General features: G+C 70.9%; 21 protein-coding genes. 5 read left to right on the top strand and 16 right to left on the bottom strand.

What is annotated here, in order from left to right:
• Nucleotides 1–45 precede the first annotated feature (45 nt).
• Complete coding sequence (locus OHT74_RS39130) at nt 46–201, bottom strand: DUF6131 family protein (protein WP_266671718.1); 156 nt, start codon at nt 199–201, stop codon at nt 46–48.
• A 166-nt stretch (nt 202–367) separates the two neighbouring features.
• On the opposite strand from OHT74_RS39130, the gene OHT74_RS39125 reads away from it, so the two are divergent.
• On the top strand, nt 368–1,030 hold the full coding sequence (locus OHT74_RS39125; protein ID WP_328622998.1) for a DUF4230 domain-containing protein: 663 nt from the start codon (nt 368–370) through the stop codon (nt 1,028–1,030).
• Nucleotides 1,031–1,191: 161 nt separating this feature from the next.
• On the opposite strand, the gene OHT74_RS39120 is transcribed toward OHT74_RS39125, so the two are convergent.
• Nucleotides 1,192–1,707 carry an RICIN domain-containing protein gene (locus OHT74_RS39120; protein WP_328622997.1) on the bottom strand — a complete coding sequence of 172 codons (516 nt, stop codon included), beginning with the start codon at nt 1,705–1,707 and terminating at the stop codon, nt 1,192–1,194.
• Nucleotides 1,708–1,994: 287 nt separating this feature from the next.
• Between OHT74_RS39120 and OHT74_RS39115 the strand changes: the two genes are divergently transcribed.
• On the top strand, nt 1,995–3,035 hold the full coding sequence (locus tag OHT74_RS39115; protein ID WP_328622996.1) for a vWA domain-containing protein: 1,041 nt from the start codon (nt 1,995–1,997) through the stop codon (nt 3,033–3,035).
• 132 nt (nt 3,036–3,167) lie between these two features.
• Here OHT74_RS39115 and OHT74_RS39110 read toward each other — a convergent pair whose 3' ends face one another.
• Nucleotides 3,168–4,511 carry a lipase family protein gene (locus OHT74_RS39110; RefSeq protein WP_328622995.1) on the bottom strand — a complete coding sequence of 448 codons (1,344 nt, stop codon included), beginning with the start codon at nt 4,509–4,511 and terminating at the stop codon, nt 3,168–3,170.
• 243 nt (nt 4,512–4,754) lie between these two features.
• Here OHT74_RS39110 and OHT74_RS39105 point away from each other — a divergent pair, with 243 nt between their 5' ends.
• The 3 genes from OHT74_RS39105 to OHT74_RS39095 all read left to right on the top strand — a co-directional run bounded on the left by OHT74_RS39105 (nt 4,755) and on the right by OHT74_RS39095 (nt 7,676).
• Nucleotides 4,755–6,029 carry a PucR family transcriptional regulator gene (locus OHT74_RS39105; protein WP_328622994.1) on the top strand — a complete coding sequence of 425 codons (1,275 nt, stop codon included), beginning with the start codon at nt 4,755–4,757 and terminating at the stop codon, nt 6,027–6,029.
• Between the two features lie 85 nt (nt 6,030–6,114).
• Nucleotides 6,115–6,639, top strand: a complete 525-nt coding sequence (locus tag OHT74_RS39100; protein WP_328622993.1) for a VOC family protein — start codon at nt 6,115–6,117, stop codon at nt 6,637–6,639.
• 110 nt (nt 6,640–6,749) lie between these two features.
• Nucleotides 6,750–7,676: a phosphotransferase family protein gene (locus OHT74_RS39095; protein WP_328622992.1), complete on the top strand. Its 927-nt coding sequence runs from the start codon at nt 6,750–6,752 to the stop codon at nt 7,674–7,676.
• A 109-nt stretch (nt 7,677–7,785) separates the two neighbouring features.
• Here OHT74_RS39095 and OHT74_RS39090 read toward each other — a convergent pair whose 3' ends face one another.
• The 13 genes from OHT74_RS39090 to OHT74_RS39030 all read right to left on the bottom strand — a co-directional run bounded on the left by OHT74_RS39090 (nt 7,786) and on the right by OHT74_RS39030 (nt 22,898).
• Nucleotides 7,786–8,337: a hypothetical protein gene (locus tag OHT74_RS39090; RefSeq protein WP_328622991.1), complete on the bottom strand. Its 552-nt coding sequence runs from the start codon at nt 8,335–8,337 to the stop codon at nt 7,786–7,788.
• Nucleotides 8,338–8,618: 281 nt separating this feature from the next.
• On the bottom strand, nt 8,619–9,023 hold the full coding sequence (locus OHT74_RS39085; RefSeq protein WP_328622990.1) for a hypothetical protein: 405 nt from the start codon (nt 9,021–9,023) through the stop codon (nt 8,619–8,621).
• A gap of 552 nt (nt 9,024–9,575) precedes the next feature.
• A complete protein-coding gene (locus OHT74_RS39080) occupies nt 9,576–10,235 on the bottom strand; it encodes a hypothetical protein (RefSeq protein WP_328623509.1) in 660 nt (219 codons plus the stop codon).
• 388 nt (nt 10,236–10,623) lie between these two features.
• A complete protein-coding gene (locus OHT74_RS39075; RefSeq protein WP_328622989.1) occupies nt 10,624–12,849 on the bottom strand; it encodes a sulfatase-like hydrolase/transferase in 2,226 nt (741 codons plus the stop codon).
• Nucleotides 12,850–12,925: 76 nt separating this feature from the next.
• Entirely contained in the window at nt 12,926–14,068 is a 1,143-nt protein-coding gene (locus OHT74_RS39070) for an LLM class flavin-dependent oxidoreductase (protein WP_328622988.1), read from the bottom strand.
• An 11-nt stretch (nt 14,069–14,079) separates the two neighbouring features.
• Nucleotides 14,080–15,150 carry an LLM class flavin-dependent oxidoreductase gene (locus OHT74_RS39065; protein WP_266671694.1) on the bottom strand — a complete coding sequence of 357 codons (1,071 nt, stop codon included), beginning with the start codon at nt 15,148–15,150 and terminating at the stop codon, nt 14,080–14,082.
• A complete protein-coding gene (locus OHT74_RS39060; protein ID WP_328622987.1) occupies nt 15,147–16,526 on the bottom strand; it encodes an NtaA/DmoA family FMN-dependent monooxygenase in 1,380 nt (459 codons plus the stop codon). The genes OHT74_RS39065 and OHT74_RS39060 overlap by 4 nt, the downstream gene beginning before the upstream one ends.
• 23 nt (nt 16,527–16,549) lie before the next feature.
• Complete coding sequence (locus tag OHT74_RS39055; RefSeq protein ID WP_328622986.1) at nt 16,550–17,782, bottom strand: LLM class flavin-dependent oxidoreductase; 1,233 nt, start codon at nt 17,780–17,782, stop codon at nt 16,550–16,552.
• Nucleotides 17,783–17,934: 152 nt separating this feature from the next.
• Nucleotides 17,935–18,738 (bottom strand): GNAT family N-acetyltransferase, encoded by an 804-nt coding sequence (locus OHT74_RS39050; RefSeq protein WP_328622985.1) that lies wholly within the window; start codon nt 18,736–18,738, stop codon nt 17,935–17,937.
• Nucleotides 18,739–18,781: 43 nt separating this feature from the next.
• On the bottom strand, nt 18,782–19,798 hold the full coding sequence (locus OHT74_RS39045) for a transporter substrate-binding domain-containing protein (protein WP_328622984.1): 1,017 nt from the start codon (nt 19,796–19,798) through the stop codon (nt 18,782–18,784).
• Nucleotides 19,799–19,851: 53 nt separating this feature from the next.
• Complete coding sequence (locus OHT74_RS39040; protein ID WP_266671684.1) at nt 19,852–20,628, bottom strand: amino acid ABC transporter ATP-binding protein; 777 nt, start codon at nt 20,626–20,628, stop codon at nt 19,852–19,854.
• On the bottom strand, nt 20,625–21,629 hold the full coding sequence (locus OHT74_RS39035; RefSeq protein WP_443047649.1) for an amino acid ABC transporter permease: 1,005 nt from the start codon (nt 21,627–21,629) through the stop codon (nt 20,625–20,627). The genes OHT74_RS39040 and OHT74_RS39035 overlap by 4 nt, the downstream gene beginning before the upstream one ends.
• Before the next feature lie 159 nt (nt 21,630–21,788).
• Complete coding sequence (locus tag OHT74_RS39030) at nt 21,789–22,898, bottom strand: aryl-sulfate sulfotransferase (RefSeq protein WP_266671680.1); 1,110 nt, start codon at nt 22,896–22,898, stop codon at nt 21,789–21,791.
• Nucleotides 22,899–22,900: the final 2 nt, after the last annotated feature.

Below are 22,900 nucleotides of genomic sequence, written 5' to 3'. Positions count from 1 at the left end.
CGCCTGCCCCGCGCCTGCGACTTCATTCGCGGGGCTACCCAGCGGCTACCAGTAGTGGCGGCGGCCGCCGACCGCGTGCCCGACGGAGCCCAGGACCCACAGCACCGCGCCCACCACGAGCAAGATGACACCGATGGTCCACAGGACGGAGATTCCGGTCAGAAATCCGATGAGGAGGAGGATAAGCCCGGCAAAAAGCATGGTGGCCCCATTCTCGTGTTGGGAGTTCGGCCGAGCGGTTGAATCCACCCCGGCCCTCAGCTGGCGTCTACCCGAGAACGCCGTCGTTAGCCACGAGGGCTCGACGCGGACGTGCCGCGTGCGGGGATTTCGTGCTGGAGCCGCCTCCACGGGGTATCCGCGGAGTATGGAAACCTCTTCGGATCGGCCGGGCGGCTCGCGGCGCCCGTGGTGGGGGCGGATCGCTGCCGGCCTGGCGGTGGTCGGGGTGCTGATCGTGCTGGTGGAGCGCTTCAGCCTGGTTCCGGGCTTCGGCGGCCTCTTCGGCGAGGAGACCCGGGACCGTTCCGGTCCCGCTCTCCTCAAGTCGATCCAGGACATGGCCCGTTACGAGGCTGCCGTCGGCAACTTCCAGGTGGTCGTCGACCTGGAGAAGGACGCGGCGTTCCTGCCGGATGCCATCCGTGGAACCCGCACCCTGTACGTGGGCGCCGGCACGGTCGGCGGCTACGTCGACCTGGGCGCACTGGGCGAGCGGAACGTCACCGTGAACGGCGACCGCACCAAGGCGTCGATCCGGCTGCCCCACGCGGTGCTCGGCACGGCAGCCCTCGACCCGAACCGTTCGTACGCGGTGTCGAAGCAGCGGGGCCTGCTGGACCGGATCGGCGATCTGTTCTCCGACAACCCGGCCGGTGAGCAGGCCGTACAGAAGCTCGCCGCGCAGCACATCGACGTAGCGGCCCGTGACAGCGGGCTCGCCGGGCGCGCCGAGAAGAACACCACGTCCATGCTCGAGGGGCTGCTGCGCTCCCTGGGCTTCCGCGAAGTGACGGTCACGTACGGCTGATGCGGGGGTGGTTGGACCCGAGGAGGTCATACGGCCCGGACCGTCACCACCGCGTCAGGCGTCGGAGCTGCGCGGGATGAGGCCTTGCACCAGGCCGGTCCGGCCGGTGACGAGCATCAGCTCTCCGTTGCCGCCGGCCGGACCTGTGGCCCGTCCATCCGTCAGTCCGTCCAGACGTCCCACCACTGCTGCGACTGGAAGTTCTTCTGCCACAGTTGGATGCGGGCGCCGTTGCCGAGGACGTTCGCATCGCGGTCCATGACGATGTTCCCGCCCCCGTAGAAGCGGGCGTTGTAGGGCGCGCGGTCGCCCGACGGGTGGGACCAGCTCTGCTGCGGGCTGTTGTTGCAGTCCCAGATCTGTACCTTAGTGCCGTTGCACTGCCAGATCTGGACGACTGTGCCGTTGCCGCCGCCGTTCGCGTCCACGTCCAGGCGCTGGGTCGTGGGGCGTTTGGCGAAGTCGTTGGTGATCCGCACGGGCTGGTTCAGCAATCGCTGAGGTGCGGCGGCCGTCACGCCCTGCGGCTGTGCGGTCCAGTGGACGGGCCGAGGGGCGGCTTGGGCCGGGGCGGCATCGGCACTGAGGGCGTCGGCACCGGCGGTTCCGGTCAGGGTGGTGGCGAAGGCCACGGCGGTGACCGCGGCGACCGCGGCCGATCGGGATCTGCGGGGCATGTTCCCTCCAGGTTCCCGGGTGCAGAAGGACCGTGCGGCGGCACAACGAGAACGCACCTGGTGTGGGTGCTGGTCCGTCAGGTGCGGGAGACAGCTCAACACAGCCCGGCCCGTCCGCGTCAGAGCGCCGATCCGGCCACGGGTCCTTGGACCCTCCGAGCCGTGCTCGTCGAGGTTCGCGTCGGGCTCGTCGATCGTCGATCGTCGGTGGCGCCCGGAACCCAAGATCGATTGTCAGTGGTGGGTGGGAGGATCGAAGCATCAAGTCGGAAACAGGGGGAGCCGTCATGTCCGGAAACCAGAACTACATCAACCACGTTGCTCTCGTGCTGGATGCCAGTTCGTCCATGTCACAGCTGAGTCGCAAGGTCGTCGAAGTCGCAGACCAGCAGATTGCCTACCTGGCCCGCCGATCGCAGGAACTGGACCAGGAAACCCGCGTCACCGTGTACGTCTTCTCGGACAAGGTGGAGTGCGTCATCTACGACAAGGACGTTCTGCGCATGCCGTCCCTGAAGCAGCTGTACCGCGTCGGTGGAATGACGGCTCTGCTGGCTGCCACGCTGAAGTCACAGCGGGAGCTGGCGCAGACGGCCCAACTGTACGGCGACCACAGCTTCCTGACGTTCGTACTGACCGACGGACAGGAGAACGCGAGTCATCGCTGCCCCGACGCCCCTGCCCGGGACCCGCGTACACTGGTGCGGGCAATGGCCACGATGATCGAGACACAGGAGGACAACTGGACCCTGGCCGTCCTTGTACCGGACCAGATGGGCAAGCGCGAGGCCATGCAGTGCGGCTTCCCGAAGGACAACATCGCCATCTGGGACGCCACGAGCACGCAGGGTCTGGAAGAGGCCGGGCAGGTCATCCGGGAGGCCACCGAGAAATTCATGGTGGGCCGCGCCAAGGGCATCCGGGGATCGCGGGCGGTGTTCTCCACGGGTGCAGAAGCAGTCAACAATGACCGCATCAAGGAAGCCGGTCTCACCCCGGTGGATCTGTCGCAGTACCAGCTGATTCCCGTGGCCCGCGAAGCGGCGATCCGGGACTGGGTCATCGAGTGCGGGCACACTTACCGCACCGGCTGCGCCTACTACCAGCTGAGCAAGTCAGAAAAGATCCAGGCGCGAAAGCAGATCGCGGTGCTGGAGAAGAAGACGGATCGCGTCTACACGGGACCGGAGGCCCGAGCGCTGCTCGGCCTGCCCGACACGGAAGTGCGCGTCAAGCCGGACCACAACGACGACTTCACGATCTTCGTTCAGAGCACCAGCGTCAACCGGAAGCTGGTGTCGAACACACGGCTGCTGCTCATGACCTGACGGCCCGGTGCGTGCAGCAGGCCTCTCGCACCGACCGCTCATCGCCTGCACGATCCGACCGCCACCGCCACCGCCACGCGCCCGGGCGAGGTCCTGCCGCGCGGATTCGGCGCGGCAGGACCTCGCGCGGCGTCAGGACAGCGACACCGGCTCCTCCGGTGCCAGTGAATTTCCCGTGGGGATGCGGCCGCAGTCGGACGGGGCCGGCCTGCCCGCGAAGCGGTCACCCAGCCAGCCCAGCGCGGCAGGCGCCCAGGCCACGGACGCGCCCGTGTGGCTGAACAGCTCGTACTGGCTGTACTTGACGGCGGAGTTGCCGGTGGCGCAATACTGGCGGGCGAGCGCCCGCACGTCCCCGGAGACCATGACGCCGTCGCCCGTGCCGATTCCCGGGTGGTTGCCGAAGGTCCCTTCCAGGACGCCCGCGTTGCCCTGGGCGATGAATCCGGGGATGGCGGGGGTGGCGGCCGAGCCGAGGTTGAGCTTGTTCATCGCCCCCACGAACGCGGGGATCGAGTTGGGGTCGGCGTACTGCGACTTCGCCATCTTCTTCCAGGTCAGCCCCGGGTAGTGACCGAGGGCGTCGATGATGGAGCCGTACTCCAGCTCCTTGTACACCTCCAGGCCGTAGCCGTTGAGATAGGACTTGAGATCGATGCCGTAGGAGCGGGAGACCCCGATGACCGCCATGGGGATGACGCCCGACCACACCAATGAGCCGTCCACGTACTTCAGGTTGTGTGCCGGGTCCACGAGCAGGCCGCCCTCGGCGTAGCCGACGAGCTTGCGCTGGACGTCCGGCGCGTAGCTCGGCGCGAGCGCAGCGGCCCAGTTGGTTGCGACGGAACCGCCGGAGTAGCCCATGAGGCCGAATGCGGTGTCGGAATTCAGTCCGGTCTGGGCCGACTTGGTCGCGGCGCGGATCGAGTCCAGCGTGTTCGTCCCGTACTCCGGTCCCGCAGCGAAGTGCGCCTGCTGCCCTTCGGTGTCCGGGATGACGACGTCGTAGCCCTGCGTCAGCAGCGGCGCCAGGAAGACGGCCTCGACGTTCGGGATGATGCCGCCCAACGAGACGTTGCCGGCGATCGCACGGGACGGCCCGTCCTCCGGGCTGAGTGAATCGTAGAACGACTGGTAGGACACCGCCTTGCTCCGGTCACCCGTCGGGCTGCGCACCACCGTGGTCACGTTCGCGGCCGGGCGGCCCTGGGCGTCGGTGGTGCGGTAGAGCAGTTGGACTGCCTTCAGGGGGGTGGAGATGCCGAGGACGTGGTACTGCAGCTCGCGGGTGTTCAGCACGGTGCCCGGCGCGAACGCGGAGAGGGGCTCGCTGCCGCCATAGGCGTAGAACGGGTCGCTCGACGTGGTCGTCGCTGCTGCGGGCGCGGACGGGGCGGCGGTGGCCGCCGGCGCGGCGGTCATGGCCGCCGCGGTGGCGACAGCGAGGGCGATGAGGCGAACGGCTGCCTTGGACATGCCTTCCTCGATTCCTGGGTGGGGGCTGACGCTCCGGCACGAGGTCGCGTGCATCGGCGCGTCAGGCCGGGGCGGGCGGCCCCCGGCAGGGGGTTGCGGTGATCGATGCGGCCGGGGTCCGCCACATCTGGCCATCCACCGCCCAGTCGTGTTACCAACCAGTAGGTGATGTCCCGGAAACATCATGGGGCCGGTACGCGGCCGCGTCTCCGGGGTGGTGAACAGAGATGTGCGAGGTGGATTGTGACCGGATCCAACGCGGTGGGACGGGAATCGGGGCCGCAGTTCGGCGGAGTGCCGGTCCACAAGCGGCTTCAGGACGCCGCCGGGGCGCTGGAACGTGCGGTGATGGTCCGGCTCGTCGAGCGGCTGCCGGTCTACGGAACGCTGTCGGCGGAACACCTCGGCGGCGACATCGCCAAGCAGGTGACCCGCGGCATCCGGAGCTTCGCCGCGGTCCTGCGCACCGGCGAACTGCCGGGGCAGGCCGAAGCGGCGGCGATCCGCGAGTCCTCGGCCCGGCGCGCCGACGAAGGCGTGCCGCTGGAGGCGGTGGTCGGTGCCTATCACCTGGGTGCGGAGGAGTGCGCCGCCCAGGTCTTCTCGGCGGCCGAACCGGGTGACCTGGGCGACGTGCTGCTGGTCCAGCGCCAACTGCTCGCGTATCTGCGACTGGTGAGCTGCGAGGTCGCAGCGGGGTACGTACAGGAGCGGCAGACGGCGCTCAGTGACCAGCAGGTCGCCCTGCAGTCGCTGCTGTCCCGGCTGCTGGAGGGCGGCAGCCCGCAGGCCGCGGCCGACCGCGCGGGCATCCGTCTGCCGCCCTGCTACCTGGTGTTGAGCATCACCGTGGGACCGCACCCGGACGAGCTGGTGCCCGGCATGAACCATTCGGTCGCAGCGCGCCGCAAACTCCGGCGGCTGCGCAATGAACTGCAGCGCCAGACGAGGGGGGTCCCGCTGTCCGTGCTGTCCGGCGACGGCGGGCTGGTGCTGATCCCGTACGAGACACCGGCCGCCGACTTCGGCCGTACGGACCGGGACCGGCTCGCCCGGCTGGTCGAACAGCTCGGACGGATGTGCGGCGCCGAGGTGCTGGCTGCGGCGGCGGCCGCAGCACCGGAAGGCGTTGCCGAGGCCGCCCGGCTGGCCGGCGAGGTACGGGAGGTGGCAGAGGCGTCCGGCCGGGCGCCCGGGCTGTACCTGCTCGACGATGTGCTGCTCGAGTACCAGCTGAGCCGCCCGAGCCCGGCCAGGGACGGGCTCGCCGCGCTGCTCGACCCGCTCGATGCGCGACCGGAGCTGCTCGTCACGTTACGCGTCTTCCTCGCGTGCAGCCTTGACCGGCGCCGGGCCGCCGCCCGGCTCCAGGTCCACCCGAACACGGTCGACTACCGCCTGCGCAAGGCGACCGAGTTCACCGGACTGGACGCTGCCCGCGGCGCCGATGCGCTGACGCTGCGCGCCGCACTGGCCGCCCACGACGCCGTACGGCAGGGCAAGCCCGACGTGGGCTGACACCACCCCCGAACCAGGACGAAACCTGACCTACTCAGACCCTACTGTCGTCACGTCAGCAGGACCCGGCAGACAGGACGTACCGATGAAGCACACCGCGCCCGAGGGCTACACCAGCGTCGCACCGTGGGTCGTCACCGACGACACCGGTGCGCTGCTCGACTTCATCACCGCGGCGTTCGACGGCGAAGAGCTCGCTCGGGTACCCCTCGAGGACGGCACCATCGGACACGGCGAGATCCGCATCGGCGACACGGTCGTCCTGGCCTTCGACCGCCGGCCCGACTGGCCCGTGATGCCCGCGCTGCTGCGCATCTACGTCCCCGACGCGGACGCGGCGATGGCCGCCGCCGTGGCGAACGGGGCAACGGTCGTCACCGAGGCCATTGACAGCGCGTGGGGCGACCGGGGCGGCAGGGTGCGCGACCCGTTCGGCAACATCTGGTGGGTGACGAGCCGGGTCGAGGACATCGCACCGGACCGGGCCTGGCAGCGGATGTCCCAGCCGAAGTACGCGGAGTCGATGCGTATCGCCCAGGAAACCCTGGACGCCGAGCTCAGCGGGCGGGAGTCCGGGGTGGCCAGCGCCCCACGCCACCCGGCCCCCTGAGCCCCGCCGTATCGATGCGCAGTCGTCACACGTCGATGATCATTGACGGGGTCAACCGCGAGCCTCGGTTGACCCCATCGGCGCGATCGCCGCCTACGGCTGGAGAACTCATGACCGACTTGCGACAGGCCCACGATGCCGCTCGCGAGATCGCCTCAGCGGCATTGGGGCGCGATCCCGGCCCCATGACCACCGCTGAGAGCAGCTCCCACCACGTCTACGTCGGCTCGGACGTCGTCGTGAAGATCATCGACGCCGCCGGCCACTCACGGCTGAATCGGGAGATCGCCCTCGCGCCCCACCTGCCCGCCGGCCTCACGGCCCCTCTGCTCGACAGCGGGCTCCGCCGGCTGGGGACGCGCGACGTGCGCTACGCCTGCTACACCCGCGTGCCGGGGGCGGCTCCCGGCATGGGCATGTCCGGCATGGACGGTGTGACCGCGCGCTCCTTGGCCAAGGAGGCAGTCCAGCGGCTCGACCGACTGCACAGCTGGATACCTGCGGGCCACATCGACCAGATGCTGAGGGAACCTCTCGAGCACGGCGGGTTCACCAGCCGGGCCGCGCTCTTCGCCGAGATGGCGGATCTCGCCGCCCTGGACCGGCATGGGACCATCCCCCGCCGCCTCATCGACGGCCTGACGGCGATCGCAGAGCACGCACCGCACCAAGCGGAAGCGGTCGTCCCGGTTCACGCGGACTGCCACTGGGACAACTGGCTCGTTCATGGTCTGCGCGTGACGGCCCTGCTGGATTTCGAGTGGGCCCGCTTCGGCGAACCCGCCGACGACTGGTTCTTCCTGGCCCGGTTCAGCGGCCCGCACACGCAGACCGTTCTCGACGTCATCTCCCGGACGACGCTGACCCCCCTGGAAACCCTGCGCGCACAATGCGAGGTTCGGGAAGCGACCTACCTCGCCTCCGACCTCTGCATCGCACTCAAACACCCCGACACCTCTTCAGGGATGGCCGCGGAGCGGCTCCACGCGCTCGAAGAGCTCATCGTCGAGCGTTACTGGTGGCGCCACACGCGGTGATGCCGCCTCGCCCGCGGCAGCTCGACCGGCGTCCCGTCGCCTGCGGTGCCTCGGCGCCGGCCGGCCGACCAGGCGTCACAGGCGCGGCTCCCGCGTCGTGTGGCGGCCGTCAGCGGGTGCGTCGGGGGCCACCGCGGTACGGGCGGCGGCGGGAGACGGCTTCGGGAGCGGCCTCGGGGGACGAGAAGCCGCCGGCCACTGCCACACGTGCCGGAGCCGGCGAGGCGAGGTGGGGCGAGGCAGGGGCCGATGCTGCGGAGGGACGAGGGGGCGCCTGCTGGGCGCGGCCGAGGACGGCGGTGTGGGAGATCAAGGGTGCGCAGGCCTGGCAGATCTCGGCGAGGGTCCAGACCTGGCCGACGGCAGGGTTGTGGATGAGGACGAGCAGCGGGGCGCCGGTACAGGAGGATCTGGTGTCCTCGTGGAATCCGCATTCGGCGGCCCGGCAGGCGCACGCCGCGTTGGGGCGGGCAGTGACGAGGCGGGCGTGCGCGCGGGCGTGCTCGGCGGCGAATCGTCGCATGGCCGCCGTGTCCTTGGACCGGGGCGGCATGCGGCACGCTTCGGTGGTGCAGGTGACGGAGACGGTGTGGTCACCGTGGCCGGTCAGACGGACCGTCCAGGTCCGCCCCGGGACACAGGATCCGGGAATCGTGGTCAAAGGAGAGTTGTCCGTTCACATGAGTGCGGTGGTGTGCCCACTGTTCGACAGTCTCGCGTGCGGCGACAGTGGATTTTCACGCGGCCCCGGCGTCGGCACGGGCCCCGTACGGGTGGCCCGGTCACCCGGAGATCCGCACTTCAGATGAGGAGACCGACCGAACCCATGGGGTCTTTGTCGCACGCCGTTCGGCAGGTGTCAACGACACGCCGCCACATTCATGCCCTCCCGGTGCTCCACGGCCCACGCTGAACTGCGCGGTTGCCGGTGCGGGGCGTGGGTCAGTCCGGCCGGTGGTGGGCGCGGGCCTCGGCGGTGACCTTGAGGTCGCTCAGCCATGCTTCGAGTCCCTGACGGAGGATGGCGGTCGCGGTGGGGACGTCCGCGTCGGCCTGAGGGCCGGTGTGGGTCTCCTCGGGAGCCTGCCAGGACGGCCAGCGCTCGATGTCGGTCTGCAGCTTCCAGACCGTGCGCAGCGGTGCGTTGATGAGGATCTCGGCCCGGTGGCGGACGCGGGCGGCGGGGTCGACGCCGGCGCCGCGGCAGGTGAGGGACGTGGCGAGGCCGGGGCTGGGGGGGCCGGGGAAGGCGGCTGCGCCGGCGGGTAACGCGGCGGCGGCGAGGAGGCCGATGGCGAGCGGGATGGTGAACAGGGCGTGGCTGCGGGTGCGGTGGATGCCGGGCATGGGGTTCCCCTTTGGTGTGCGGCGGGTGGGCGTCGTGCGGAAGAGCAGGTCATCGGCGACCTGTCCCGGGTGGCGCTCAGGCAGGCCGGCCTGCGCCCCTGAAGGCACGGGCTCCCCCAGCGAAGTCGTCCGGCGCGGGGGGCGTGTCGGCCTGGCTCAGCCGTCCAGGGCGGTCAGCGGGAAGTCCGCGGATCCCCAACCGCGGGTCTCCCCCTCCGCGTCCACCTTCACCGACCACTTCCGCGTCAGGGGCACGCCTTGGCCCGGCACAGCGTGCGCCTGCTCGCTCTGGAAGCAGTGCAGGGACCCCCGTACCCGATGAGGAAGGGCTTCGTGAACGGGTTGTCCACCGGCATTTCCGTCATGCTCGCTCCACAGGTGGGACGTTGAGGGACTCTCCGGCGGCGGCTGCTCGGATTCCTGGGAGGCGGCCTCGTCGCAATCGCGGACCGCCGGCACGAGACGCCGCGGGCCGGTTTCCGGTGCTGTGCCCGGTGTGCCGGACACCGACCGGGCGACTGCATGGTGCGTCTCGCCAGTGGGGCCGGCGGACTACGGGAGGGTGAGGGTGCGGTCGGGGTGGTCGGTGTCGCGGGCCTGGAGGGTCGGGTAGAGGAGCCACTCTCCGTCGCGGAGCACCGCGACCGGGAAGGACCAGTCCTCGTGCGGCTCGGGGTCCACGATGTGGGTGGCGGCGGTGGCGACGTCGTGGATCACCAGCGAGAGGATCGCGGTCTGCCCCATGCCGACATGCCCCTGAAGGGGGTGGTCGTCAAGGGCGGCCATCGTCGTGACGTAGAAGCGGCCGTCCACCCAGTGGCCGACGTCATCGAGGAAGCTCGGCGCTTCCACCCGGATCCCGTCCACCCACAGCATCACCCGGGACCACCTGCCGTGGACGGTCACCGCCAGGTGGCGGTCGTCGGCGGTGAAGGCGGCCCGCACCCCGTACCGGGTGGAGCAGTCCCGGAAGCCACTGCAGGCGCCGGCCACCGGGCCCTCACGCAGAGCCGGCCGCTCGCCCGCGGGCGGCGTGACGGGGTCCTGCGAGCAGGTCGGCGGCTCCCGGCAGGGGCGGTCGATCCGGCGGGAGCAGCCCAGGCCCAGCGCCGCGAAGTCGCGGGGCGACAGCCGCGAGAACAGCTTGCCCAGCCGCTCGCAGTACCCGTCCTCGCCGAGCCCGCGGTCTGCTCGGCCACGTCCGCCCACCACTTCCGGACCGCGCGCCTCGGGCGAACGGCTCAGCCAGTCCTGCCACGGATCGGCTTCCCGCTCCGGCGCCCGCACTCGCGCCCATGCCCGTGCGCGTGCCCCTACCCTGTCGGGCTTCGTCTCGGCAGTCGCCCCGTTCCCTCGCCTGCGCCACAGCCGCATCGGGCACCCCCAGCGAGCGATCGTAGGCCCCGGACGCCACCACGCCCGCGATTATGTTTTCGCGCCGAGGAGATCGGGCTGACCGGCGAACAGCTCGGCAACTTCCCGCAGGCCTTCACCCATCTGTCGTTGATCAGCGCGGCGTTCAACCTCGACCGCGCTCTCGGCTGAACCCCCCGTACGCGACCAGTACCGGCCGTCGGATCTCCGCAGGGGGCGCTCCCGCTCAGCGCACGGTCACCCGGGCGAGGGCCCAGGAGGTGTGGTCGAACGCCGAGTTGGCGTTGGCGTCCTCGACGACCAGGTGCAGCAGCTTCACCCCGCGTACGTCGAGGTCCACTTGCACCGGACCGCCCGCGCCGGTCAGCTTGCCGCTGGTGAACAGCACCTTGCCGTCGCCCCGTACCGAGGCCTTCGTCGCGCCGGTGGCGGACTGCTTCGTCGAGAAGTCGTCGATGCCGACGAGCGCGGTGAAGCGGTCCGCCGCTGCGCCGAGGTGGTAGACGATCTCGGAGGGCGCGTGGACGCCGAGGCCCTTGGCGTAGGTCACTCCGCCGAACGAGATCGGCGTGCCGTCCCCGGCCGCCTGTCGCCCGTTGGACCGGTCGCGTTCCACCGGACCCCAGCCGTTGGCGGCCGACACCCATTCGAGATCGCTCAGGTAGGCGTCGGCAACCGGCACCGGCGGCACCGTGGAAACCCGTTCCGTGGCGGAGTAGCGCAGCGGCCCCGTCGGTGACTCCGCGGTGCCGTCGAAGGTCAGCGGCCACTGTGTGGCGGAGGTGGCCGTCGCGGGCGGGGTGACCCGCCAGGACGTGGTCAGCGTGGCTCCGGCGGCCAGCAGGTCCTGGCCGGTGGCGGTGGTCGCCCGGACCTGCCAGCCCGCCGGGGCGCTCAGCGCGAGGAGTGCGCGGGTCCAGGGCTTGGCCGACCCGTTGCCCAGGGTCGCGGTTGCCGTGAAGGCCTGACCGGGCACGGCAGGCCCCTGGATCTGCGCGCGGACTCCGAAGGGCCCCCGGACGTACGTGTCCACCCATGAGGAACGCATGAGGGCGACCAGGCCGGTCACCACGGACGGGTTGGCGGCGGCGACGTTGCGCTGCTCACCGGCGTCGGAGGCGAGGTCGTACAGCTCGACCTGCCACTGTGCGTCGGGCAGTGCGTGGTCCCTGACGGGCGCGAACCGCACGGCCTTCCAGTCGTCCTTGCGCACGGCCTCGGCGAGCCAGGTGGCGCGGCCGCCGTCCTCGGCGTTGGCGCGGCTGGTGACGCCGCGTTCGTCCCGGTACCAGTAGAGGTGGTTGTGGCGTGCCGCGTTCAGGCCACCGGCGAGCAGCGGGGCGGCCGACAGTCCGTCGATGTCGGCGGGTGCGGGTGCGCCGCCGAGTTCCGCCAGGGTGGGCAGTACATCGGTGAGCGGGGTGGGACGGTCGCTGGTCCCCGCCCCGATCCGGCCCGGGGACCAGGCGATCAGCGGGACGCGGATGCCGCCCTCGTAGAGGTTGCGCTTGTAGCCGCGCAGCGGGCCGTTCGCGTCGAACAGGTCCGGGTTGACCCCGCCTTCCTCGTGCGGGCCGTTGTCGCTGGTGACGAGGACGACGGTGTTCTCGGCGATGCCCAGCGCGCGCAGCCGGTCGGTGACCTTCCCCACGAGCGTGTCGAAGTAGGTGATCTGGGCGGCGTGGCCCTTGTTCTGCTGGGTCCAGGTACGGGAGGCGTACGCGCCCACGTCGGGGATGTCGCTCGGTGCGTGCGGCACGGTCGGCGTGAGGAAGAGCAGGAAGGGCTCGGCGGCGTGGTCACTGATGAAGTCCAGCGCGCGCTGCTCGATGAGTTGGGGAGCGTAGGCGCCCTGCGCGCCGCCCGCGTTGGCAGCGATCGTCTCCTTCGCGCCGTTGTGCCACAGGTACTGCGGGTAGTACTCGTGCGCGTGGCCGTGGTCGATGTATCCGTAGAACTCCTCGAAGCCGCGGGAGTTGGGGTGGCTGGGCTGGTTGCCCTCCTCCGGCCCGAAGCCCCATTTCCCGATCACCGCGGTGCGGTAGCCGCGGGCGCGCAGCACCTCGGCGAAGGTGGTGTCACCGGCCTTCAGCGCGCCGGGGGCGCCGTCGGGATTGGCCCGGACGGCGGAGTGCCCGGTGTGCAGGCCGGTCAGCAGCGAGCAGCGGGAGGGCGCGCAGACCGCCGCCGTCGAGTAGGCGTCGGTGAACCTCAGGCCCTCGGCGGCGAGCCGGTCGATCCGCGGTGTGGTGATCAGCTTCTGGCCGTACGCGCCGAGGTCGCCGTAGCCGAGGTCGTCGGCAAGGATCACCACGAGGTTCGGAGTCGCCGTACCGGCGGTCGTGGCGGCCTGGGCTGCCCGGGCCGCCGCCCGGGCCTCCGGCGCGGCGGGGAGCACGGCGAGGCCGAAGGTGGCCGCGGACCCGGCGAGGAAGTGGCGGCGGGTGGGCATCAGGGGGCTCCTTGGCTCTCGCGGGACGGAATTCGATCATGCGGAGAGCACCGGTCTGATGGCCATGCACGGGGCATTAAGAGCGTGTGACAGCTCGGCCGGCGCCGGAGCGGCGCTGCCACTCCTCGGCCAGCAGGCGGTAGGAGCGGACCCGGTCCGCGTGACCGTGCGTGATCGTGGTGATCAGCAACTCGTCCGCCCCGGTGGCCTCCTGGAGCCGCTCCAGATGGTCCGCCACGGTCTGCGCCGAGCCGACGAACTGGGTCTCCACCCGGTCGGCGACCAGCGATCGGTCCGCCTCCGTCCAGGGCAGGGCGCGCGCCTCGGCAGGGGTGGGAAAGGGGATGGCGCCCTCGGCGGTACGGATGCTGCGCACCCAGGGTGCGTATCCGGTGGCCAGTTCGCGGGCGGTCGCGTCGTCCGCGGCGACGACGACATCGGCGGACACCGTCAGGTACGGCCGGTCCAGGTCGGCGGACGGCTTGAAGGCGGCCCGGTAGCCCTCGGCCGCCTCCAGCACGGAAGCGGGACTGACGTGGTAATTGGCCGCGAACCTGAGCCCGTTGCGGCCCGCGGTCTCCGCACTGACTCCGCCGCTGCTGCCCAGGATCCACACCTGTACGTCGGCCCCCTCCCCCGGGATGGCATGCGCCTCCACTCCCTCCGGGGAGCGGTAGTCGCCCCGCAGCAGTGCGAGCAGGTCGTCGACCTGCTCGCCGTACTCCTGTGGCTGGGCGCCGGGCAGGTTCAGCAGCTTCTGCTGGAGCGCGACCCGCGGATGCCCCAGCAGGTGCGCGAAGGAGAACCGGGCCGGGATGCGCAACCCGTTCGCGGTGTACCCCTCGAACGGAGTCACCTGCGCGGCCCCGGGCTGCGGCCTGACGGCCGAGCGGCCCAGGCCCAGGTCCAGGCGGCCGGGGTGCAGCGCGTCGATCAGGCCGAACTCCTCGACCGTGGACAGCGCGGTGCGGTGCCCGAGCTGGACGGCGCCGGAGCCGAGCCGGATGGTGGAGGTCGCGGAGGCGGTCAGTGCGAGGACGACCGCCGGGGAGGTCCCGGCGACCCCCGGATTGAGGTGGTGCTCGGCGAACCAGTAGCGGGCGTAGCCGAACGCCTCCGTCTGCCGGGCGAGGTCGATGCTGTGGTGCAGGGCCTCGGCGGCGGTGGAACCGGACGAGACCGGGACGAGGTCGAGGACCCCGAGGGGGATGCCGGACATGGCCGGGCTCCTTAAAGGTCGGGCAGGGAAGGGTCGGGGAAGGAGGGGAAGGAAGGGTCGGGGATCTCGCGGCGCAACACCGGGGCGATCCGGGACTGGAAGAGTTCGAGGGAGGCACGGTGCTCCGCGGGGGTGAGCCCGCCCGGCTCCGCCTGGAGGTGCAGGGCCGTGTGGCCGAACGCCTCGTGGTAGCGGTGGACCTTCTCGATCACCTGCTGGGGGCTGCCGACCAGCGCCGAACTCCGCTCGACGAAGTCCTCCAGCGTCGGGAAGACGGGATCCACACCCTGCTGCTTGTGGAAGGCGAGGTACCGGGCGAACGCAGGCCGGTACGCCGCCACCGCCTGCTGCGAGGTGGGGGCCGCGTGGTAACCGGCCGTACCCGCGCCGACGACGGCGTTCGCCGGATCGTGCCCGTAGTGCTCCCAGCGTTCCCGGTAGTGACGGATCAGCTCGGCGTACGGGCCGATCGGGTGGGTGACGTTCGCCGAGAAGAGCGGGTCTCCGTAACGCGCCGCGAGGTCGACGGACTCCTTGCTGGTCGCGCTGCCGTGCCAGACCCGCAAGGCCGGCTGGAAGGGCCTCGGCAGCACCTCGGCGCCGGCCAGCGAGGGGCGGAAGCGCGGCTCGGCGCTCACCTTGTCCTCGCGCCAGATCCGCCGGAACAGCTCGTAGGCCTCGGCGTTGCGCTCCCACTGGTCCTCGGGGGTCACGTGGAACAGCTCGCGCTGCGCCGTGCCGTTGCCCTTGCCGATCATCAGCTCCAGGCGGCCGTCGGAGAGGTGGTCGAGCGTCGCGTAGTCCTCGTACGCCCGCACCGGGTCCAGCAGGCTCAGGGTGGTCACGGCGGTGAACAGCCGGATCCGGCGGGTCAGGGCGGCGATGTGGCTGAGCACCACGGGCGGCGAGGACGACAGGAACGGCCTCTCGTGGCGCTCGCCGACCCCGAAGCCGTCGAAGCCGAGCTCTTCCGCGAGCAGCGCGGCGCCGACCACCTCGCGGAACCGCTCGCGGGTGGGTGTCGGCGCGCCCGTCACCGGGTCCGCGGAGTCCGTGATCAGGGTGATGGCCAGGAACTTCATGCGCCCGCGGCCTGCCTGCCGGAAGGCGCCTTCGGCACGGCGAGCCCGAGGTGGTCGCGCAGTGTCGTGCCGGCGTACTCGGTGCGGAAGACCCCCCGCTCCTGCAGGAGCGGGACGACGGTGTCGGCGAAGACGTCCAGGCCGCCCGGGGTGATGTGGGGAACCAGGATGAAGCCGTCGGCCGCGTCCGCCTGCACGAGCGTGTCGATCTGCTCGGCGACGGTGGCCGCGGAGCCCACGAAGGTCTGGCCGGAGGTGGTGGCGATGACCAGCTCCCGGATCGAGAGGTTCTTGGCCTCGGCGAACGCGCGCCACTGCCGGGCGGTTTCGAGCGGGTCGCGGAACTGGCGGACGCTCGCCCGCCCGAGGGCGACGGTGTTCTCGCCGGTCTCGGGATCGATGTCGGGCAGCGGGCCGTCCGGGTCGTAGCCGGACAGGTCCCGGTTCCAGACGTGCTCCAGGTACTTGATCGCGGTCTGCCCGCTGACCTGGAGGCGGCGCACCTCGTGGGCGAGCTCGTGCGCCTCGGCGTCGGTGTCGCCGAGGACGAAGGTGGCGGCGGGCAGGATCTTCAGCTCGTCGTGGCTGCGCCCGTACGCGGCCAGCCGGCCCTTGACGTCGGCGTAGAAGGCCCGGCCCTCGTCGAGCGTCCCGTACCGGCCGAAGATCGCGTCGGCGGAGGAGGCGGCGAACTCGCGGCCCTCGTCGGAGTCGCCCGCCTGGAAGATCACCGGGCGGCCCTGCGGGCTGCGCGGCACGTTGAAGTGGCCCTCGATGTCGAAATGCTGCCCTTGGTGGGCGAAGGCCCCGGCCCGGGCCTCGCGCAGGAAGGTGCCGGATCCGGCGTCGGCGACGATCTCGCTGCCGTCCCAGGAGTCGAACAGCTCGTGCGCGGTGGCCAGGAACTCCTTTGCCCGGCTGTAGCGCTCCTCGCGGGGCAGGAATCCGCCGCGCCGGAAGTTCTCGCCGGTGAAGGCGTCCCAGGAGGTGACCACGTTCCAGGCGGCCCGGCCCTCGGACAGGTGGTCCAGCGAGGCGAACTGGCGGGCCACCTCGTAGGGCTCGTTGAAGGTGGAGTTGATCGTTCCGGTCAGCCCGAGACGCTCGGTGACGGCTGCCAGGGCGGCGAGCACCGTGAAGGTGTCGGGACGACCGACGACATCCAAATCGTATATTTTTCCGCCCTGTTCGCGCAGTCGCAGCCCCTCGGCGAGGAAGAGGAAGTCGAACTTGGCGCGTTCGGCGGTCTGCGCGAAGTGGACGAACGAGTCGAAGTCGATGTGGCTGCCGGCCGCCGGGTCGCTCCACACGGTGGTGTTGTTGACGCCCGGGAAGTGGGCCGCGAGATGGATCTGCTTGAGCGGTTTGCTACTCATGACGGGTCCTTACCGGTCCGGGATCAGGCGGCGGGGTGGGCGGCGTAGCGGCCGGCCGGGCGCTCCAGGCCCAGCAGTCCGCGCAGGGTGTCCGCCTCGTACGCGCGGCGGAAGACGCCGCGCCGCTGGAGCTCCGGTACCAGCCCGCGAGTGATCGCGGGCAGGTCGTGTGCGAGTGCGCCCGGCCGCAGCCGGAAGCCCGACAGGCCGGCCGTGCGCCAGTCCTGGAGCAGGTCCGCCAACTGCGCCGTGGTCCCGGTGAAGATCGCCGTGTCACTGCTGTACGAGGCGCCCGCGAGCGCGTCGAGGCGGCTGCGGCGCGCGTCGGCCGCCGGGGCGTCCTCGTCCAGGAACACGGTGAGGTCTGCGAAGAGGTGCAGCGGCTGCGCCGCGAGCCCGGCGGATTCCCGGGCCCGCCGGATCTCGGTGACCGCGGCGCGGGCCCCGTCGGCGTCGCGCACGGCGATGTACCCGACATCCGTGGACCGGGCGATGAGGCCGTACGCCGCGCTGCCGTCGCCGGGCGTGCCTGCGGCGCCGGCCGCGGTGGCCGCGGTGATGACCGGTTGCCCCTGCGGCGGGCGGGGGGTGATCGAGGGCCCCCTGACGCTGAAGTGACGGCCTTCGAAGTCGATGTAGTGCAGCTTGTCGCGGTCGATGAACCGGCCGGTGGCCACGTCCCGGATCTCGGCGTCGTCGTCCCAGCTGTCCCACAGCCGCCGGATCACCTCGATGTGGTCGGCGGCCTCCTCGTACGACTCCGCATCGGGGAGCGGGACCGTCCGGCGTCCGAAGTGCCGGGCTTCGTAGGCAGGTTGTGACACCTGGATGCGCAGGCCCGCACGTCCACGGCTGACGTGGTCCAGCGTGGCGATCGCCTTCGATATGTGGAAGGGCTCGGTGTGGGTGGCGGTCACGGTCGGGACCAGTCCGATGTGCCGGGTGAGCGGTGCGACGCGGGCGGCGGTGAGTACCGCGTCCAGCCGCCCGCGGACCTGGTCCGTACGCCCGTCGGGCCCGTCGGCGGAGGACGACTGGAGGGCGAGGGAGTCTTCGAAGGTGACGAAGTCGAGCAGTCCGGCTTCGGCCTCGGCTACGGCATCGGCCCAGTAGCGGGCTGTGAAGAGTTCACCGGGCCGGGCACCCGGCTCGCGCCAGGCGGCCGGGTGCCAGCCCGCGCCGTCGAGCGCGACGGCGAGGTGCAGCGATTCCGAAGATGCTGATGTGAAAACGGATGCAGGCGGGGATGAGGACACGTCGAATTGCGCCTTCCTGATCGGCCGTGCGAAAAGGAGGCCGATACGCGTCGCCGAATATGAGGACGTATGAGAGTGCGATGAGGAAGCCCGTCACCGATATCTCCTCGAGACGCTACGCCCGATAGCGGTGCCATACAATGACCTGAATATTAAGAGAAGTTGGCAGCGGTGTTGCCGGGTGCACGGACCGCAGTGAAGGACGGCCGGCGGCGCAGGGCGAAGCCGATCGACTCGTACAGTCGGATCGCCTTCGTGTTGCTCGCGGCGGTGTGGAGGAACGGGACGTCGCCGCGCTCCCGGATGCCCACGGCGACGGCACGGACCAGCTGCGTCGCCAGCCCCCGCCCCTGGTGGTCGGGATGGGTGCACACCGCGCTGATCTCGGTCCAGCCGGGCGGCCGCAGCCGCTCTCCGGCCATCGCGATCAGCCGGCCCCGGTGCCGGATGCCGAGGTACGCGCCCAGCTCGACGGTGCGGGGCAGGAAAGGGCCCGGCTTCGTGAGCTCGATCAGGCCGAGGATCTCGGGTACGTCACGGGGGCCGAGCCTGACCGCCTCGGGGGCGGGTTCGGCGCGCAGCGCGGTGTCGACCAGCTGGACGCCGGGGACCGAGCCGACGGACTCCCAGCCGTCGGGCGGGGCCAGTACGCCGCCGAGCGCGGCGATCCCGCCGTCGCCGACCAGCCGGTGCAGGTCGGCCCACGAGTCCGGGTCGGCCGGATCCGCGAGGGCGGCGAACGGCGAGACGTCCGGCGGATAGCGGGCGGCGCGGGAGGAGGCGGGGTCGGCCCCGGGCGGGGCCGCCCGCTCGGCGAAGGCGGCGTGCGCGCCGGACAGCGAGGCCCAGGCGGGGTTGTCGAGGACGTGCGGGGACACCACGGCGCCCAGGCCCGTGCTCGTACTCGTACTCGTGCTACTGCTCGTGCTCGTGCCGGGACCGGCGTTCGTGCTCATGGGGCGGGCTCTCCGTCCGTGGCATGGCCCGGGGGCCGGGGATTCAGGAGTTGGTCACCGGCAGCCCCGGCGGGTCGACCTCCGAGGTGGTGACGGCCTCGTTGGACAGGTTCCAGGCGGCGAGCAGCCGCGCGTAATGGCCGTTCTTGATCAGGTGGTTGATCGCCTCCGCCACCGGCTTGGCGAGCCCGCTGTCCTTCTTCGCGGTCGCGGCGATCAGGCCCTGGAGGGATTCGCCTGCACCGGAGAAGGAGCCCGCGTTGCGGGTGGGGGCGTTACTGCTCGCCGTCTGGGTGATGTGGTAGGCGATGGACGGGTTCGGGCCGAAGCTGAGGTCGATCTTCTTGCCGCTCAGGGCCAGGTAGGTGCTGTTGGCATCGGGGAAGTACTTGACGGTGATGTCCTTGCCCTCGGCCTGGAGCTTCTTCTGCCACTCCAGCAGGATCTTCTCCTGGTTCGTGCCCGAGCTGACCGCGACCGTCCGTCCCGCGAGATTGCGGTAGTCGCCGCCGAAGTTCCAGGGGTTGTCCTTCAGCGTCTCGAAGGCCAGGTTGTCCTGCCGGTAGGAGGCGAACTCGTACTTCTTCTTGCGCTCCTCCGTGACCGTGACGTTCGTGAAGGCCACGTCCACCTTGCCGCTGTCGATGCCGACGAACAGGTTCTCCCAGGTGGAGTTCTTCACCACCGGCTTGAGCCCGAGCGTCGCGGCCACCAGGCGGCCGAGGTCCGGTTCCGCGCCGGTCAGGGTCTTCTGGTCGGTGCCGACGTACGCCAGCGGCGGGAAGCCGGCGGGCAGCGCGCCGACCCCGATGAGGAGTTCGCCGCGCTCGCGGACCTTAGCGGGCAGCTGGGCGCGCAGGGACTCGTCCACCGGGACGGACAGCTCGGCCTGCTGGGCGGCACCGTTGGACACCGCGCCGACGGTGACCTTGCCGGAGCCCGGTCCGGTGGCTTCGGCCTCACCGCCGCACGCGGTGAGGCCGGAGGCGAGCGCCACGGTGGCGGTGGCGGCACCGAGGCCGCGGACGAATCTGGTGCGCAGGGAGCGTCGGCGTTGCATGGTGTTCCTTTTCGGTTCGGAAGGGCCGGTGGGCGGGGTGGGGCTCGGCGGGGTCAGAGCACCTTGCTCAGGAACTCCCGCGTACGGGGATGGGCGGGCCGGTCCAGCACTTGCTCGGGCGGGCCCTGTTCGACGATGCGGCCGCCGTCGAGGAAGACGATCTCGTCGGCCACCTCGCGGGCGAAGCCGATCTCGTGCGTGACGATGACCAGCGTGGTGCCGCCGGTGGCCAGGCCCTTGATCACGGACAGCACCTCGCCGACGAGTTCGGGGTCGAGCGCGGAGGTGGGTTCGTCGAAGAGGATGACTCCGGGCCGCAGCGCAAGGGCGCGGGCGATGGCCACGCGCTGCTGCTGGCCGCCCGACAGCTGTCGCGGATAGGCGCCGGTGCGGTCGCCGAGCCCGACGCGCTCCAGGAGTTCGCGCGCCAGGGCCCGGGCCTGCGGTCGCGGCAGCCTGCCGGTGGCCACCGGGGCGGCTGCGACGTTGTCCAGCACGGTCAGGTGCGGGAAGAGGTTGAAGTTCTGGAAGACGAAGCCGATGCGCCCGCGCTGGGCGAGGATCGCCCGCTCGCTCAGCTCCTTCAGCCGTCCGCCGTGCCGCGTGACGCCGATCGGCTCGCCGCCCACGCTGACATATCCGGCATCGGGCTTCTCCAGGTGGTTGATGACCCGCAGCAGGGTGGACTTGCCGGAGCCGGAGCGGCCCAGGACCGCGGTGACCGTGCCCGGCCGCAGCGTCAGGCTCACCCCGTCCAGTACCTGCTGTCGGCCGTACCACTTGTGCACGTCGTGGACCTCGATCGCGGCGGCCCGCAGGGCGGTGGTCATCGCGCCGTCTCCTTCCGGAAGCGGTCCCGGAGATCGCCCAGGCCCGTCCGGGCCCGCTGCAGGGGGGTGGGCGGTACGGTGCGCAGCGCACCTCGCGCGTAGTACCGCTCGACGTAGAACTGGACGACCGAGAGGACGCTGGTGAGGACCACGTACCAGCACGTGGCCACCAGCAGCAGCGGCACGATGTCGCCGGAGTAGGTGCTGCCGAGGCTCTGCACCGTGCCGAACAGGTCGAGCAGCGATACGTAGAAGACCAGGGATGTGGCTTTGACCAGCCCGACCAGCTGGTTGACGTAGGCGGGGACGATGGAGCGCAGCGCCTGGGGGAAGACGATCCGGGCGAACTGGTACCGCTTGGGCAGTCCCAGCGCGGCCGCCGCCTCGTGCTGGCCCTGGTCGACGGAGAGCACACCGGCCCGTACCACCTCGGCCGCGTACGCCGCTTCGCTCAGGCTCAGTCCCACGACCGCCACGACGATGTCGGTGGCCAGCCGCGATTCGTCGAAGGTGAAGAAGGCGGGCCCGAAGGGCACCCCGATGCTCAGGGTGGGGTAGAGGGCGCTGAGGTTGTAGAGGAAGAGCAGGACCACGATCAGCGGCACGGAGCGCAGCAGCCAGATGTACGTCCAGCTCACCGACCGGAGTACGGGGTTCGCGGAAAGCCGGCCGAGGGCGAGCAGGATGCCGCCCGCGAGACCCAGGACCGCGCTGTACGCGGCCACCTGGAGGGTGATGAGCAGGCCCTCCAGGATGACGGGCCGGACGAACCAGTAGGCGAACCGGTCCCATTGGTAGAAGGGATTGGTCAGCAGGCCGTGGGCGGCCTGGGAGACCAGGAGCAGCACGACGGCGGTGGCGATCCACCGCCCGGGCCGGCGGAGCGGGAGGACCCGCTCCACCGGCGCCGCCGGTCCCGGGGGCGCGGTGAGGACAAGCGATCCGGTCAAGGGCACTCCAGCAGCATTCGATGAATCGAGGAATCGAAAAGCAGCCGTCATGTCGAAGAGAAGAGGCCGCTGATGTCGTTATCTGCGGCGTAAGCTAGGCAGTTCGGAGAAGGGCTGTCAACGGCCCTGATATCGGAATCCGCGAAAGCGTGCGGCAATTTCATCCGCCGTACACACAACGCCTTCCGGCGAAATGAACCGGGCTGTCGTTCACAGCCAGGGAAGCTGGTCGGCGGAGTACCGGTAGGCGCGGAAGACGGAGTTCTGGGCGCCGGCCGAGGACTCCAGGCCCACGCCCTCGCCGAAGGACCGGAACTGCGGGACCACGAACTCCCACACCACGTCCCCGCCGGGGGTCACCTCGAAGAGTCGCCCGAAGGAGCCCTCGGCGATGAAGGTGTTGCCGTTGGGGAGCCGCTGCGCGCTGGACATGTACGGGCTGTAGAAGTTCTGCGGCGGGTTGTCCTCGTACGCCCACACCTCCTTGCCCGTGCGCGGGTCCAGCTCCAGCACCCGCGAGTACGGGACGGAAGTGGTGTCGCGGTAGGTGCCGTTGTCGAAGACCAGGATGTTCCCGCCCGCCAGCTCGTGCGGATGGTGCTGCTGCGCCAGGACGTCGGGGCCGATGTGCCACAGCACGGACCCGTCGGCGCGGTCGACGGCCACGGTGGAGGACGCGCTGCGGAAGCCCAGGACGATCGAGCCGTCGGCGCGTTCGTTGACGGTGTTGGCCATGGGCCAGTGCTCCCGGGCGAAGTGGGGGTTGAGCGGGAACTCCTCGGGGTCGAGGTGCTCGATGGCAGCCCAGCGCCACACCTCTTCCCCGTCCCAGGTCAGCTCGTACACCACGTCCCCGTAGATCACCCCGCCCGGGGCTTCGGAGCCGGGGATGCCGCCCCGGATGCGGGCGGCGTCGGCCGGGTCCAGGGGTTCGACGACGGTGACGATGAGGTTGCCGTTGCGCAGGATCGAGGCGTCGTGGTGGTGGAAGGGGTGCCGGACCTCGCGCAGGACCGTGGAGTCGGGGGCCAGTTCCTGGAGGATGCCGCCGTGGTAGACGTCCCAGATGGGGAAGAGGGTGGGGCTGCCGGTGTCCTTGGCCGCGTAGAAGAGGTTTCCGCCCGGGAGGAGCTGCGCCTGGCGGCCGGGCGGGTGCGGGGAGTTCCAGGTGTGGACGGGCCGGCCCTCGATGTCGACGAGGTGGATCTCGCCGGCGCTGGTGATGGGCGTGTAGAGGGTGTAGCCGCCGTAACTGCGGGCGGGGTCATGGGCGATCAGGCCGACGCCGCGGCGGCGCAGGGTGTTCTGGTCGACGGTCATGG

Origin of the sequence: Streptomyces sp. NBC_00354 (assembly GCF_036106915.1) — a bacterium.
Classification (GTDB): domain Bacteria; phylum Actinomycetota; class Actinomycetes; order Streptomycetales; family Streptomycetaceae; genus Streptomyces.
This window is presented reverse-complemented; position numbering and strand designations above follow the sequence as displayed.